The following is a 13776-nucleotide window of genomic DNA, read 5'->3' as shown; positions in this document are numbered from 1 at the left end:
GGGGAATGGAACCTACACCCGTACTTTACCGTGCCGAGCCGACAGATCTCGCCGGCCACCGTCTGACTGTCCAGATACAGATCACTTCCCCCCAAACAGATGGCCAGATCTTGAGCCTTCCGGCCTGGATCCCTGGCAGCTACCTGATCCGCGACTTCTCGCGTCAGATCGAAAGCATAGCGGCCTTCTCTGGCGAAAAGCCGGTTTCCATCCGCAAGCTGGACAATCATCGCTGGCAGTGCGAACCCTGCGAGGGCCCCTTGAGCGTGCAGTATCAGGTCTACGCCTGGGACCTGTCCGTACGAGGCGCACATATTGATCAGACCCACGCTTTCTTTAATGGCACCAGCGCCCTGCTGGCCGTTGAGGGCCAGACTGAACAGCCGTGCCTGCTGGAACTGGTGTCCAACGAGGACATGGAAGATTGGCAGGTCTACACCAGCCTGCCCGAGGCCAGCGGCATGCCAGGCGCGGCAGAACGCTATGGTTTTGGCCTGTACCGCGCCAGCAATTACGACGAGCTGATCGACCACCCTATTGAGATGGGCACTCCCCAGGTCATCAGCTTCTTTGCTCACGGCGCTGAGCACGAACTGGTCTTTACTGGCGTCATCCCCAATCTGGACTTGCCGCGCATCGCCCGTGATGTAGAGAAAATCTGCGCCGAACAAATCGCCTTTTTTGAGCCTGAAACCTGCCGTGCCCCCTTCCTGGATGGCAGTTCGCGCTATGTATTCATGACCATGGTGACCGATGACGGTTACGGCGGTCTGGAACATCGTGCCTCGACCGCCCTGATGGCGTCGCGCCGCGACCTACCTACTCAGGGCCAGGACAAATCGGTGAAAAGCGCGGGCTACCAGACCTTTTTGGGCCTGGTCAGCCATGAGTACTTCCATACCTGGAACGTCAAACGGATCAAACCCGCCGTCTTCGCACCCTACGACCTGAGCCGTGAAAACCACACCCGCTTGCTATGGGTGTTTGAAGGCTTCACCTCGTACTACGACGATTTGATGCTGCTGCGCTCGGGCGTGCTGAGCGAAGCCGACTACCTGAAGCTGCTGGCCAAGAACATCAATGCCGTTGAACGTGGCCCCGGGCGCTTCAAGCAGTCCGCCGCACAAAGCTCTTTTGACGCCTGGACGCGCTATTACAAGCAGGACGAGAACTCCCCCAACGCACTGGTCAGCTATTACAGCAAGGGCGCACTGATCGCCCTGGGCCTGGACCTTCGCATTCGCAGCCACACCCAGCAAGCCAAGAGTCTGGACGATGTGATGCTGCTGATGTGGGAGCGCTATGGTCGTGACTTCTATCAAGGCAAGCCAGAAGGCATTCCTGAAGATGCCATGCCTGCCCTGATTCTGGAAGCCACCGGCTACGACGCCACGGATTTCATTGCTCGCTACGTTGAAGGCTGCGAGGACCTGCCCTTGAAACCCTGGCTGGCCGAACAAGGCTTGAAGCTGGAATGGCAAGCCTCCTCCAAGCTGCCCAGCCTGAACGCCCGCTTGCGCCAAAGCGCAGGCCAATGTCATCTGGCCACCGTGTTCACCGATGGTGCAGCGCATCAAGCAGGCCTGTCTGCGGGTGACGCTCTGGTCGCGATTGACGGCTTGCGTGTCAGCGACACCGCCAGCCTGGAGCGCCTGCTGGCTGCGTACGAGCCCGGCCAGACCGTTCAGGTCCACGCCTTCCGCCGCGATGAACTACACTGCTTCACGCTGCAACTGGCACGCCCCGCCCTGGACGAATGCGTCCTGAGCCGCCAGCCCTGATTGACTTCACAGACCCGCCCCACCCGGCGGGTCTGCTACTTTGTTTTTGCTATGACGACACGCCGTATATTTATCAACAATCTGGTGGTGCAAGCCTCTATCGGTATGCTGGACCACGAGCTGGTTCACCGCCAGCCCCTGCATATTGATGCCGAATTCGACACCACCATTACGCAAGACGTAGAAGACAGTGATATTGGTACCGTGCTGGACTACCGTCAGCTGCGCGAGGCACTGATTGAAGTCAGCACCACCGAGCACACCAATCTGCTGGAAACGCTGGTGGAACGCCTGGCTGATCGCATCCAGAATGATTTCCCGACCGTGGAACGCGTTAAAATCCGGGCCAGCAAACCCGAGGCCTTTGCCGACTGTGATGCCGTCGGCATCGAGATCGAACGCAGCCGCTAAAGCCCCGCCCCGCTTCCTGCCGGGGCCACGATGACACTTCTATCCGCTTTTCCTTATGTCCCAAGACACCAGCACTCTACCCACCTCCGAAACCGATACTCCCGTGTTTGCCAGCAAGGCTGAACGCAAGCAGCGCGTCAACGACAACAAGCTGAGCAAACGCATCATGCGTGAAGTGGGCCGCGCTATCGGGGACTTCAACATGATCGAGGAAGGCGACAAGATCATGGTCTGCCTGTCCGGCGGCAAGGATTCCTACGGCCTGCTGGACGTACTGATGACCTTGCAAAAGCGCGCTCCGATCAAGTTCGACATCGTGGCCGTGAACCTGGACCAAAAGCAGCCCGGTTTCCCTGACCACATCCTGCCCGAGTATCTGGAAAAGCTGGGCGTGCCCTATCACATCGAAACTCAGGACACGTACTCGGTAGTGACGCGCGTGATTGCCGAAGGCAAGACCATGTGCTCTCTGTGCTCGCGCCTGCGTCGCGGGATCCTGTACCGTGTCGCCAAGGAGCTGGGTGCCACCAAGATCGCCCTGGGCCACCACCGTGACGACATTCTGGCGACCTTCTTCCTGAATCTGTTTTACGGTGGCCGCATGAAAGGCATGCCGCCCAAGCTGATGTCGGATAACGGCGAACATATTGTGATCCGCCCTCTGGCCTACGTGCCCGAGAAGGACCTGATCGCCTACGCCAAGCTGAAAGAATTCCCCATCATCCCCTGTAACCTGTGCGGCTCGCAGGAAAACCTGAAGCGCCAGGAAATCAACCGCATGATTGCGGACTGGGACAAGAAATTCCCGCACCGTTCCTGGAACGTGTTTGGCGCCCTGACCCGCGTCGTGCCTTCGCACCTGATGGACCCCAAGCTGCATAACTTTGCAGACCTGAAGGTGACAGGACAGGCGGACCCGGAAGGTGATAAAGGCTTTGATCAGGATTATTTTGATGATCACCTGCCCGAGAGCTTGCTGGCTGCAGGCTTTGAGGAAGATCACGACGAAGCTACTCCGGGCGTGCGTCAGGATGCCTTCACGCCAGCTCAGCCTGCCGCTTCTGGTGAACAGCAAATTGTGTTCATGAGCAAAAGGCGCTCCGGCCAATAAAGCGATTGGTCTGCAACTTAGCGTAGCGCTTGTCGTCAGCAAGCACACCAGCGACAGACAATAAAAAGCCCCGATATAAATCACCATCATCTGGAATAAGACCCAGGTTTTGGAGATTTATATCGGGGCTTTTTTGCACCCACCGAACGGCTATCAGGTCTTAGTTCGGCTTTTGCGAACCATCCCAGCGCTCACCGGGCACCTGAATATCAAACAGTTCCAGCACCCGCATCACCGTGTGATCGACAATATCGTCGATGCTGTTGGGACGCAGGTAAAACGCGGGCATAGGCGGGAAGATAATCCCGCCCATTTCCGTCACGGCCGTCATATTACGCAAATGCGCCAGATTGAATGGCGTTTCACGCACCATCATCACCAGACGGCGACGCTCCTTCAAGGTAACGTCGGCCGCCCGGGTAATCAGGTTGTCGGACAAGCCATGCGCCACAGCGGCCAGGGTGCGCATCGAACAGGGCACAATCACCATGCCGGCGGTAGGAAAACTGCCACTGGCCAAGGTTGCGCCCACATCGCGGAAGCTGTGCACCTGATCGGCCAAAGCCTGGATCTCGTGCCTGCCGATATCCAGCTCATATTTGATGTTCAGCACCCCGGAAGGCGAGATCACCAAATGGGTTTCCACATCCGGACAGGACTGCAGCACTTGCAGCAGACGCACGGTGTAGACCGCCCCGGTGGCCCCGGTCATACCTATGACCAGGCGTCGCTTGGTGCTCACTCCAGAGCCCCAGCCTCGCGCAGCATGGTTTCCAGTTCGCCGTTTTCGTACATTTCGGACACGATGTCCGAACCGCCGACGAATTCGCCCTTGATGTACAGCTGAGGGATGGTGGGCCAGTTGGAGAAGTCCTTGATGCCCTGACGCACTTCGGCGTCGTCCAGCACGTTGACCACAACCACTTGGCTCAAGCCAACAGCGCGCAGGATCTGCACGGTGCGTGCGGAGAAACCGCACTGAGGAGCTTGAGCTGTGCCCTTCATAAACAGCACAACTGGGTTTTCCGTTACGGTTTCGCGGATGAAATCTTGAACTTCACTCATGATGTTCTCTTAAGAAAAGAATTAACACTGTCCACCTGTGACCCGCCGGATTCCTGCCAGATCCTCGTAACTGATGACCTGTTTGAACCCTGCCTGCCGCAGCATATTTTGCACATGGTCGGCCTGATCCCAGCCGTGCTCCATGAGAAGACTCGCACCAGGACGTAGATACGGCCCGGCTCCCTGAACTATTGTACGCAAATCCGTCAAGCCGTCAGAACCATCTGTCAGCGCCTGACGCGGCTCAAAGCGCACATCGCCCTGGCCCAGATGTTCGTCATCCACTGCAATGTATGGTGGGTTGGACACGATCAGGTCAAAAGGTTCCTGGCCTGCCACGGCATCGTACCAACTCCCCAGGCAAAACTCGACTTTCCCACACAAACGCTGAGCATTTAAGCCCGCCTGCGCCAATACGAGCGTACTGATATCACTGGCGACCACATGGGCATCAGGACGTGCCAGCGCCAGTGAAACCGCAATGGCGCCGCTGCCACAGCCCATATCCAGAATGCGGGGAGAGGGAATGTTCTGCACGCGCTCCAGCGCACGTTCAACCAGGGTTTCCGTATCGGGGCGCGGAATCAGCACCGAGGGCGACACCAGAAACTCATGGCCCATAAATTCACGTACGCCCACGATATAAGCCATGGGCTCACCCGCTACGCGGCGGGCTTCCAGGGCTTGATAGGCTTGGATCTTGTCCAGCGGCAACTCGTCCGTGTCGTGCGCAATCAGCCAGGAACGACCGACGCCCAGCACCTGCATCCACAGCATGTCACGTTCCAGGCGCGGCAAAGGACTTAACGGCTGCAAGGCTCGCAAGGTACGGGGAGAATCGGCAAGCGTGGCCGTTTGGGGCGCTGCCTGCTCACCGGATAGGCTCATGCTCACGCCTGCGCCAGATCAGCCAACAAACCGGCCTGATGCTCGGACAGCAAGGCCTTGATCAGCTCGTCCAGATCACCGTCCATGATGTAGCCCAGCTTGTACAAGGTCAGGTTGATACGGTGATCTGTCATGCGACCTTGCGGGAAGTTGTAGGTGCGGATGCGCTCGGAGCGGTCACCCGTACCGACCAGGCTTTTACGCTCGGCGGCTTCTTTGTCGGATTGCTCACGCTGCTGCTTGTCTTTCAAACGCGCGGCCAGAACCTGCAAGGCTTTTTCACGGTTGCGGTGTTGGGAACGGTCATCCTGGCACTCCACCACCAGACCCGTAGGCAAGTGGGTCAGACGGACAGCGGAGTCCGTCTTGTTCACGTGCTGACCACCGGCACCACTAGCGCGGAAGGTATCCACGCGCAAATCAGCGGGGTTGATGGTGATCTCAGCCAGACCTTCGGCTTCAGGCAAGACAGCCACGGTACACGTAGAGGTATGAATGCGGCCCTGGGCTTCGGTTTCAGGCACGCGCTGCACACGGTGCGCACCAGATTCGAACTTCAGACGACCATATACATCCTGGCCTTCAATACGCACGATGACTTCTTTGTAGCCACCCACTTCCGAATCGCTGGCGGACATGATTTCCGTGCGCCAGCCGCAGTTTTCGGCGTAACGCATGTACATGCGCAGCAAATCCCCGGCAAACAAGGCGCTTTCATCGCCACCGGCACCGGCACGGATTTCAATGAACACGTTGCGGGTATCGTCCGGGTCGCGGGGCAAAAGCAGGATTTGCAGCTCGTCTTCCAATTGGGCGATACGCTCTTTGCCCAGCTTGTATTCTTCCTCGCCCATTTCCTTCAATTCAGGGTCGGACATCATGTCCTGGGCCGCCTGCAAATCGCCCTCGGCCGCTTCATAGCTCTTGAAAGCCGTAACGACAGGGTCCAGCTCGGCACGCTCGCGCGACAGTTTGCGAAATTCATCCATATTGCCGGCAATTTCGGGCTCGGCAAGCATGGCATCAACTTCATGCAGACGGCGAGACAATTGCTCAAGCCGACTGCGCATAGAGTCTTTCATAGGGAACAGCCTCAAGGGAAAATCAGAGGGTCTGGGCGCAGTTCAAAGCAATCAGGCTGCACCGCAGGAGGTCGGTGAACAGACAGCAGCCCAGACGCTAACGTCGACGGGTGGTCGAGGGCAACAGGCGAGGCAAGAGATCCAGCAGCTGCTCGCGCTCTGCACCTTCGCTGCGCGTCAATTCGGCCATGGGACCGTGCATGTACTTTTGAGTCAGGCCATGCGCCAGCATTTCAATGACTTCTGCCGGATCATCACCGCGGGCCAACATGCGACGGGCACGTTCCAGCTCGTGCTGACGTACCTTTTCGACCGACTGCTGCACATCCAGAATGGCAGGCACAATTGCACGGGTGCTAAGCCAGTGCATATAGTGCTGCACCTGGGTGTCGATAATGGCTTCAGCCTGAACCACAGCAGCCTGACGGGCATCGGCACCCCGTTGTACAAAGCGGCCCAGATCATCGACGGTGTACAGGTACACGTCATCCAGACGGCCTACTTCAGTTTCTATATCGCGTGGCACAGCCAAATCGACCATGACCACAGGGCGGTGACGACGCGAGCGCACGGCTCGTTCCACCATGCCCAGACCCAGAATGGGCAAAGTGCTGGCCGTACAGGACACCACCACATCAAAATCTGCCAGACGCTCGGGCACATCCGCCAGCTTCATGGTGCTGCCCATAAAGCGGGACGCCAGGCTTTCTGCGCGCTCCTGAGTACGATTGGCAACCACGATGCTACAGGGGTTCACCGCGGCAAAGTGCGTGGCGCACAGCTCGATCATTTCGCCAGCACCAATAAACAGCACTTTGGCCTGGCTAAGGTCACCAAACACACGCTCGGCCAAACGGACAGCCGCCGCCGCCATGGACACCGAATGGGCGCCAATAGCGGTTTGCGTACGGACTTCCTTGGCCACCGAGAAGGTGCGCTGGAACAATTGATGCAGCAAAGTGCCCAGCGAGCCGGCCTCGTTGGCGGCACGCACGGCATCTTTCATCTGACCCAGAATCTGGGGCTCGCCCAAGACCATGGAGTCCAGACCGCTGGCAACTCGGAACGCATGGCGCACGGCCTCGTTCTGGTTGTAGCGATACAAATGTGGGGTCAGCTCGGCAGAGCGCAGGCTGTTGAAGTCTGCCATCCATTCGGGCAGACGTTCGGCCACATGGGGCTCGGCCGCACAGTAGATCTCGGTACGGTTACAGGTAGACAGGATGGCTGCTTCACGTACACCGGTACCAAAAGTGGCACGCAAGGTATCAAGCGCAGGCTTTAACACATCGATCGGAAACGCAACGCGCTCGCGCACGGCAACCGGCGCGGACACATGATTCAGACCAAAGGTTAGAACATCTACAGACATGAGCAGTACAGGCTATAGCCCTGAAAAGACCAAGACAGGCAATTTCGCAGACGCAAAACGCATGAAATTTAAGTGATTTTACGCCGCAAGCAGGAGTTTTGCCAAAAATGTTACTTGAATTGCCTTTTTGTGATTACAATTGCACTCCTTTATGCAGCCCTCTTTTCGCTGAAAAGGGCCTCTCCCTAGGGGTACGGCAAATTTGAAGTCGAAAAGATGCATAAATTTTTTGTTGTACTATGCGCACAAATTAAAAAACGTGGTATAGTTCTATTTTTACCGAGCAGTACACGTTGGCCTGGTAGCTCAGTCGGTAGAGCAGAGGATTGAAAATCCTTGTGTCGGTGGTTCGATTCCGCCCCAGGCCACCAAGAATTCAAACAAAAAGCCCAGTCAAACGACTGGGCTTTTTGTTTTTCTGTCTGCCAAAACCTGCCAACAAAGCACAAAACCGTATTCGCAGGCACGGGAAGGCAATCCACTGCCCCCCCATATCGACAATACCGATAAATCAAAAATATCGAGAATATCGATATTCATCAAAAGAGGCCCTGAACAAGGGGCCTCCCTCAAAACCCCACCGGCTCCGCCATCCAGCCAAATCCGGCGCTCATGGTCGGTGGTGGCTTCACACAAGTATTGCGCCCCTGCCGCAATTCCGCCCAATTCCCCAACAGCGCCTGTTCGCAATGTGCCTCTGCCCGGCGCAGTTCATTGCGTGCCTTGCTGGTCGTGACGCCGAAGCGTTCGGCCACCACGCTCAGGCTTTGCTCTTCCAGGCGGGCCGCCAGAAAGATGGCGCGGCGTTGGCGGGGCAGCAGTTCAATCGCGTAGATCAGGACTGACAGCAGGGACCGGCCGATCAGGCTGGACTCTGGCCCCGGCATAGGGGACACCTGCTGGTGCTCCTCCAGTTCGTCTAAAGACACCAGTGTGCCCCTGCCTGATTCGGCACGCCATTCATCAATCGCCAGGTTACTGGCCATACGCAGCAGATACAGGCGCGGATTGGCTACCGGCCCGATCTCCCGGCTGCCATGCAGACGCAGCCAGGTATCGTGCAGGGCATCCGCTGCGCGGTCACGACAGCGCAGACGGATGGTCAACTGCCGCAGCAGTTCTTCGTAGTGCACCTTCAAGTACAAGCACAGTGAATACTGCGGCGTCACGCAGTCCTCGTTCCACTTGCGGGTCGGCAAGGGCAGGCATGTCGACAACATGATCAGATCTCCCAGGCTCAGGCTACAGTGTCATCCGCCGCCGCTCCTCGGGCGTCAATCGATCCAGAGCGGATTGCGGATTGGCGCCCAGTCCCAGGACCTGCACCGTACTGTCTTGGCGATACGCAGAGGCATCTATCCTGGAAGTCGCTGGGCCTGCTCCTGACGATGTGGCCCCGCCCCCTGACTGCCCTGCATCCCCAAATCCCAGAATCTGAACGGTAATGACCGACGGCAGATTCTGACGAGCCTGAGCACGAGCGCGGTTCACGGTATCCTGCGCCGCCGAAGCGGCCGAGGATGCCGTTGCACTGGCGTTGGTCAGCGCTCCGGTGTTGACCGTCGCCATGACCGGAATACCTTTGGACTCGCCCTGTACCTGAATATTGTCGGCATTGACCACACGCAAGGCGGCGATATTGATGTCGCCCGACACGCGAATCCCGGCCTCGCCCGCATCCACGGTTCCCAGCGGCGCAATCAAATCGATATAGCCTGGTGGAACTTCAGGAACAGGATTCAGCGTGGCAATACCCGCGCCGGTATTCGGTGTGGATGGCGACAGCGCCACGTTGCCAAACAAGTCATAAACACGGCGTTGCGGGGTGTAGCCAGCCCACCATCATGGCGAGCATCAAGAGAAGAAGGCGTTTCATGATCGAATTACTCCGGGAACAAAATCAGGCAGATTGTTCTGGCTAAAGGGGTCAGAAGGAGGCGCGCAGGCTGAAGTGCACACGCGGATCGTGTCGTTCGGTGTTGACGCCTTGCGTCAGGGGATACGCCCAGTCGGCGTGCAGAGACAGCCAGTCAAACATTTGCAGACGCGTGCCTATGCCCACACTGGCCAGATGAAAACTGGATTCCTGTTCGGGCAAGGGATCGCGCAAACGCAAACGCGCAACATCACTAAAGGCGTAGAAGCGCCACTCGTTCACCGAGGGGCCAATCCAGCGAGCCAATGAGGGGGTGCGCAGCTCGACACTGGCCATCCAGCCATCGTCCGCACTGCGCTCGGCGGCCAGATAACCACGCACGCTGGTCGCGCCACCGGCCGAAAACTGTTCGTTGGAAACCAGAGCGCCCGAACCAATCTGAAAGCCCACGCGGCCATAGGCCTGCCAGTCCTTGGCAAAGGTTTCGGTGTGGTTCAGATCGCCCTTGAACACCATGAAACTGGGGCTGGCCATCCAGCGCTTGTAGTCGAACTCTTCCCATTCGCTGTTCAGGCCAAACAGGCTGCGGCTCGCGCCAGTCAGGGTCAGGCCCACACTGGTTTGCGAATCTTCGGTGTAGCGGTAGCCGTTATAGGCCAGCGTGAACGGCAGATAGGTCAGCGGTACACGGTCGCTGGTCTCGCCAAAGCGGGTTTGTTCTTCAAAATCCTTGTAGTCCATACCGATCGAAGCGGTGTGGTACCACGTACCGGACTGCGGGAAGGTGTAGGTGGCATGAATGCCGTAGGACTGACCTTTACCCAGCACATTGGTGCCGCCCACGGTAGAGACATCGCTATCAGACTTGTAGCCGGTGAACGCCAGGCTCCAGCGTGGCGACAGGGGCATGGTGTAGGCGGCCGACCAGACTTTGGCGTCCTGCATGTCGCGCGGAGCCGTGAAGTAGGTCAGGGAGAAGGTATGGCCGCTTTGCCAAAGATTGTCGTGGCCAAGGGTGACCATGCCGCGCAGCTTGCTGGTGTCGGCGCTGTAATCATTGTTCAAGCCCACACTGGCACTCCAGGGGCTTTTATCGTCAACGCGCAGATCCACGTCCATGGTGCCGGGCACGCGCCCTTCTTTCACCATGGGCATGACCTGACGGCTGGCACCGCGATTGAGCTCGGCCAGTTCGGTCTGCGCCTTGCTGAAGTCGGGCACCTGCCCTTCTTGCAAGGACGGTACGCCATCACGAATGGCCAGCGGCGAATAGTGTTCGGCACCGACCACGCGTACGCGGCCTACCTTGGTTTCCGTTACCTGAAAAAACACCACACCATCGGCTACGGCCTGCTCGGGCAGGTCCACGTACACGGACTGATAGCCCTGAGCGTTATAGACTTCCTGCAAGGCGTCGCGCGCTTTTTCAATATCGCTCAAGCTGCGCTCGGGGCCCAGAGAGGGGTAGACCGCTTTTTCAATGCTGCGGGCATCCAGCACGGTATTGCCACGCACAATGTATTCATTGATATTGACCTTGCCCTGAGCCTGCGCGGAGGCGATATGAGGCAGCAACAAGGCCAGCGCCATGACTGGCGCAGCACAAAGAGGGTGGCCTCTCCACCCGGACAAACGGACCTTGCGCCCTGTAGTTTCTGCTGGCATCACGATGCTTACGATCCTCAATCTGATGAGCGGTGTGCTTGTGTATCCCTGCTGGGAAGGCAGGCCGCGCGACTCGTTGACATCTAGACGCAGCAGAAATCAAAAACTTTCGTTTGTAACAAAAACCTCATATTTCTTTCTGGAAGGCAGGGGCAAAACAGGCGGATTCGCCCCCCAAGGGCAGGGTTTGCGTGAGGGCCTGCCAGCGGCACAATACGCCGCCTTTGTCATGAAAACTTCACCCAGAAAAGGAAAGGCTTGCGCTAGGGTGTGGAGAACCCAAGCACCACTGTGATGTGACGTCTTCTTAATGGCACTGCCCTATGCGCCCCATTCTTTTCTTCTTATTGTTTTTGGCCCAGGCAAGCAGCATGGCCCAGGAAACTGCACAAGCTGAAGGCGCAAAAACGCCCCCGTCCGGTACGCCTCCCGGCTGTGTCAGTGTGGTGGTAGATGGACAAGCAGCCCTGTCCTACGATTGCTTGAGCCAGCAAATGCAGCCCAAGGCGAAAGCACCCGGGACGGCCGGGATGGGGTCTGAAACTATCATTCAGAAAGGCCCGAATGCGATGGGTTTGGTCAATCCGGCAACGACCAGCAATCGCATGGGCTCGAACTTCGGGACTTCGGCGTATCCGCAACGCCCGCCACGGCCTTCAGCGCCCTCGCCTTTTGCGCCACCCAATCCCTAAGAAAGCAGCCAGCCGTCAACAAATCTGCTTGCATATAAAAAGCCCTGCACACATCAGGCACGAAGCCGATTTGTGCAGGGCGGTTGCTATCGCTTTCTCGTTCCTGCCCCCAAGGTAAAAAACCTGAGGTGATTTTTGTTGTCTAGCTGCGCTGATACTGCAAACAGCGCCCCTTGTAAGACAACTCCTTGCCTTCGGGCAGCAAGATGGGGCGGTCACGCAAGCAAACCTGTCGCACCAGTTCAAAACCGTAGCGCGACATTTCCTGGGTAAATTTATTGCGATGCCCCCGATCCGGGTCTACCACCCAGACCTCGGCCTGCTTCTTCGCTCGCTGGTCTACCAACTGGGCCAATTGGGCAGGCGTATTACCTTCATACAGCAAGTCACTGCCCACGATCAGGTCGTAACGCTGACGGGCAGGTTTCAGGCCCAGGGACGCCAGCAAATCAGGGCAGGACTCCTCCCCCCACTGCGCATGAACATAGGGCAGATCGGACAAGCCATTCAAAGCCTGATTCAGCTTCAGAAAATGCGGCACCATGGGGTGGCAATCGCTGGCGTGAATTTGCGCACCCCGTTTATGCATCACCAGACTGGTCAGGCCCAAGCCGCAGCCCAACTCCAGAATGCTTTCATCCGCCCGAATGGGGCGGTTTTTCAGTTTGCGCGCCAGTTGAATGCTGGATGGCCACACAAGACCAAACAAAGGCCAGACAGCCGGGCCTATACCCAGAGACTGGGCGTGTCCCAACGGGTCGGCATATTGCATGTGATCGGCCAAGGAGCGAATACGTAACGATTCTGTGGGCGAGATTCGTATATGCTGGAGACGGGTTTTTAACTTGGCGGGCGTGGATGAGGTCGAGCCATATAAGTCTGACATAGACTGATGATCGTCCATATCCACACAAAAAGCGAATTTTGGCTTATTTTGCTGTGGTTTAAACTACAGATAGCAGAATTTAGACAAATTTCCGCTTAATACCGCTGATAAGGACCGCTATTGTTCAAAGACCTGATTAACGACCTCAACGACCATTCCATCGTGGAACCTGACATCTTTCTGGATGTACCCTTCGTCCCCAGTGACGACCGCGTCATCGACACCATGCTGCAGTTGGCCCAGACCGGGCGCAAGGACATCCTGTATGACCTGGGTTGTGGCGATGGACGCATTGTCATCGCCGCCGCCAAAAAATACCGCTGCACCAGCATAGGCGTAGAGCTGGACCCGCTGCGCGTTGCCGACGCCATGGAGCAAGCGGGCCATGCAGGCGTGGAGTATCTGGTGGACTTTGTGGAAGAAGATCTGTTTACCGCAGACTTCAGCCAGGCCACTATCGTGACCTTGTACTTGATGGACACCATCAATGCCATCCTGCGCCCGCGCCTGTTGCAGGAGCTGCGACCCGGTGCGCGCATTGTGTCGCACGCCTTTGATATGGGCGATTGGGAAGCCGACGAGATCCTGCATGTGGGCGGCATCAAAATCTACAAATGGATTGTGCCGGCGCAGGTGGCAGGCGAATGGGAGTGGGAAGGTCTGGACGGAACAGACTACCGCTTGCAGCTCAAGCAGCGTTATCAGGATGCCAGCGGAAAAATCTGGATGAACGGCAAGCCCGCCCTGCTGACTGACCTGTACCTGTCCGGCGATTGTCTGGAACTAAGCGCACAGGCCGATGCGGCCTCCCCCGTCATCAGCTCCAACCTGTACTTCGACCATCAGGAACTGCTGTCCGTAGAAGAGGTGGACGAAGAGGCCTGATCCCGCAGGCCCCTGCTTCGCAACATCGATACCAATATCAAGCCCTGACACCCAAGCAGGGC

Annotated in this window: 14 protein-coding genes and 1 tRNA gene; 6 read left to right on the top strand and 9 right to left on the bottom strand. The window is 57.6% G+C overall.

The window, feature by feature from the left end:
- Positions 1–5: 5 nt before the first annotated feature.
- The 3 genes from Q9R35_RS11345 to ttcA are packed head-to-tail and all read left to right on the top strand — an operon-like array spanning position 6 to position 3303.
- Positions 6–1781, top strand: coding sequence for a PDZ domain-containing protein (locus tag Q9R35_RS11345; protein ID WP_311219865.1), 1776 nt, complete (start codon positions 6–8; stop codon positions 1779–1781).
- Positions 1782–1832: 51 nt separating this feature from the next.
- On the top strand, positions 1833–2192 hold the full coding sequence (folB, locus tag Q9R35_RS11340) for a dihydroneopterin aldolase (RefSeq protein ID WP_086061608.1): 360 nt from the start codon (positions 1833–1835) through the stop codon (positions 2190–2192).
- A gap of 55 nt (positions 2193–2247) precedes the next feature.
- Entirely contained in the window at positions 2248–3303 is a 1056-nt protein-coding gene (ttcA, locus tag Q9R35_RS11335) for a tRNA 2-thiocytidine(32) synthetase TtcA (RefSeq protein WP_042486008.1), read from the top strand.
- Between the two features lie 160 nt (positions 3304–3463).
- Here the strand turns inward: ttcA and Q9R35_RS11330 are convergent, their stop codons facing one another.
- The 5 genes from Q9R35_RS11330 to hemA all read right to left on the bottom strand — a co-directional run bounded on the left by Q9R35_RS11330 (position 3464) and on the right by hemA (position 7710).
- Complete coding sequence (locus Q9R35_RS11330; protein WP_080723783.1) at positions 3464–4045, bottom strand: UbiX family flavin prenyltransferase; 582 nt, start codon at positions 4043–4045, stop codon at positions 3464–3466.
- Positions 4042–4368: a Grx4 family monothiol glutaredoxin gene (gene grxD, locus Q9R35_RS11325; RefSeq protein ID WP_003804985.1), complete on the bottom strand. Its 327-nt coding sequence runs from the start codon at positions 4366–4368 to the stop codon at positions 4042–4044. The genes Q9R35_RS11330 and grxD overlap by 4 nt, the downstream gene beginning before the upstream one ends.
- Before the next feature lie 21 nt (positions 4369–4389).
- Positions 4390–5256 (bottom strand): peptide chain release factor N(5)-glutamine methyltransferase, encoded by an 867-nt coding sequence (gene prmC, locus Q9R35_RS11320; RefSeq protein ID WP_149720875.1) that lies wholly within the window; start codon positions 5254–5256, stop codon positions 4390–4392.
- 2 nt (positions 5257–5258) lie between these two features.
- On the bottom strand, positions 5259–6338 hold the full coding sequence (prfA, locus tag Q9R35_RS11315; RefSeq protein ID WP_042486000.1) for a peptide chain release factor 1: 1080 nt from the start codon (positions 6336–6338) through the stop codon (positions 5259–5261).
- 97 nt (positions 6339–6435) lie between these two features.
- Positions 6436–7710: a glutamyl-tRNA reductase gene (hemA, locus tag Q9R35_RS11310; protein ID WP_045929550.1), complete on the bottom strand. Its 1275-nt coding sequence runs from the start codon at positions 7708–7710 to the stop codon at positions 6436–6438.
- Between the two features lie 295 nt (positions 7711–8005).
- Between hemA and Q9R35_RS11305 the strand changes: the two genes are divergently transcribed.
- Positions 8006–8081, top strand: a tRNA-Phe gene (locus Q9R35_RS11305).
- Between the two features lie 198 nt (positions 8082–8279).
- Here the strand turns inward: Q9R35_RS11305 and Q9R35_RS11300 are convergent.
- The 3 genes from Q9R35_RS11300 to Q9R35_RS11290 all read right to left on the bottom strand — a co-directional run bounded on the left by Q9R35_RS11300 (position 8280) and on the right by Q9R35_RS11290 (position 11251).
- Positions 8280–8930 (bottom strand): RNA polymerase sigma factor, encoded by a 651-nt coding sequence (locus tag Q9R35_RS11300; protein ID WP_052362962.1) that lies wholly within the window; start codon positions 8928–8930, stop codon positions 8280–8282.
- 22 nt (positions 8931–8952) lie between these two features.
- Entirely contained in the window at positions 8953–9513 is a 561-nt protein-coding gene (locus Q9R35_RS11295) for a filamentous haemagglutinin family protein (RefSeq protein ID WP_063691693.1), read from the bottom strand.
- A gap of 124 nt (positions 9514–9637) precedes the next feature.
- Complete coding sequence (locus Q9R35_RS11290; protein ID WP_311219922.1) at positions 9638–11251, bottom strand: ShlB/FhaC/HecB family hemolysin secretion/activation protein; 1614 nt, start codon at positions 11249–11251, stop codon at positions 9638–9640.
- Between the two features lie 371 nt (positions 11252–11622).
- Between Q9R35_RS11290 and Q9R35_RS11285 the strand changes: the two genes are divergently transcribed.
- Positions 11623–11943 carry a hypothetical protein gene (locus Q9R35_RS11285; RefSeq protein ID WP_253820608.1) on the top strand — a complete coding sequence of 107 codons (321 nt, stop codon included), beginning with the start codon at positions 11623–11625 and terminating at the stop codon, positions 11941–11943.
- A 142-nt stretch (positions 11944–12085) separates the two neighbouring features.
- Here the strand turns inward: Q9R35_RS11285 and Q9R35_RS11280 are convergent, their stop codons facing one another.
- Complete coding sequence (locus tag Q9R35_RS11280) at positions 12086–12829, bottom strand: methyltransferase (protein ID WP_042486151.1); 744 nt, start codon at positions 12827–12829, stop codon at positions 12086–12088.
- Between the two features lie 120 nt (positions 12830–12949).
- Here Q9R35_RS11280 and Q9R35_RS11275 point away from each other — a divergent pair, with 120 nt between their 5' ends.
- Positions 12950–13714, top strand: coding sequence for a class I SAM-dependent methyltransferase (locus tag Q9R35_RS11275; protein ID WP_311219864.1), 765 nt, complete (start codon positions 12950–12952; stop codon positions 13712–13714).
- The last annotated feature ends 62 nt before the right edge of the window (positions 13715–13776 follow it).

It is taken from the genome of Alcaligenes sp. AB3 (assembly GCF_031844565.1).
GTDB lineage: Bacteria > Pseudomonadota > Gammaproteobacteria > Burkholderiales > Burkholderiaceae_B > Alcaligenes > Alcaligenes faecalis.
This window is presented reverse-complemented; position numbering and strand designations above follow the sequence as displayed.

What these genes read in the sequence shown, in the direction of transcription:
- Q9R35_RS11345 (WP_311219865.1), top strand. Translation starts at nt 6, where the DNA reads ATGGAACCTACACCCGTACTTTACCGTGCCGAGCCGACAGATCTCGCC.
- folB (WP_086061608.1), top strand. Translation starts at nt 1,833, where the DNA reads ATGACGACACGCCGTATATTTATCAACAATCTGGTGGTGCAAGCCTCT.
- ttcA (WP_042486008.1), top strand. Translation starts at nt 2,248, where the DNA reads ATGTCCCAAGACACCAGCACTCTACCCACCTCCGAAACCGATACTCCC.
- grxD (WP_003804985.1), bottom strand. Translation starts at nt 4,368, where the DNA reads ATGAGTGAAGTTCAAGATTTCATCCGCGAAACCGTAACGGAAAACCCA.
- prmC (WP_149720875.1), bottom strand. Translation starts at nt 5,256, where the DNA reads ATGAGCCTATCCGGTGAGCAGGCAGCGCCCCAAACGGCCACGCTTGCC.
- prfA (WP_042486000.1), bottom strand. Translation starts at nt 6,338, where the DNA reads ATGAAAGACTCTATGCGCAGTCGGCTTGAGCAATTGTCTCGCCGTCTG.
- hemA (WP_045929550.1), bottom strand. Translation starts at nt 7,710, where the DNA reads ATGTCTGTAGATGTTCTAACCTTTGGTCTGAATCATGTGTCCGCGCCG.
- Q9R35_RS11300 (WP_052362962.1), bottom strand. Translation starts at nt 8,930, where the DNA reads ATGTTGTCGACATGCCTGCCCTTGCCGACCCGCAAGTGGAACGAGGAC.
- Q9R35_RS11290 (WP_311219922.1), bottom strand. Translation starts at nt 11,251, where the DNA reads ATGCCAGCAGAAACTACAGGGCGCAAGGTCCGTTTGTCCGGGTGGAGA.
- Q9R35_RS11285 (WP_253820608.1), top strand. Translation starts at nt 11,623, where the DNA reads ATGGCCCAGGAAACTGCACAAGCTGAAGGCGCAAAAACGCCCCCGTCC.
- Q9R35_RS11280 (WP_042486151.1), bottom strand. Translation starts at nt 12,829, where the DNA reads ATGTCAGACTTATATGGCTCGACCTCATCCACGCCCGCCAAGTTAAAA.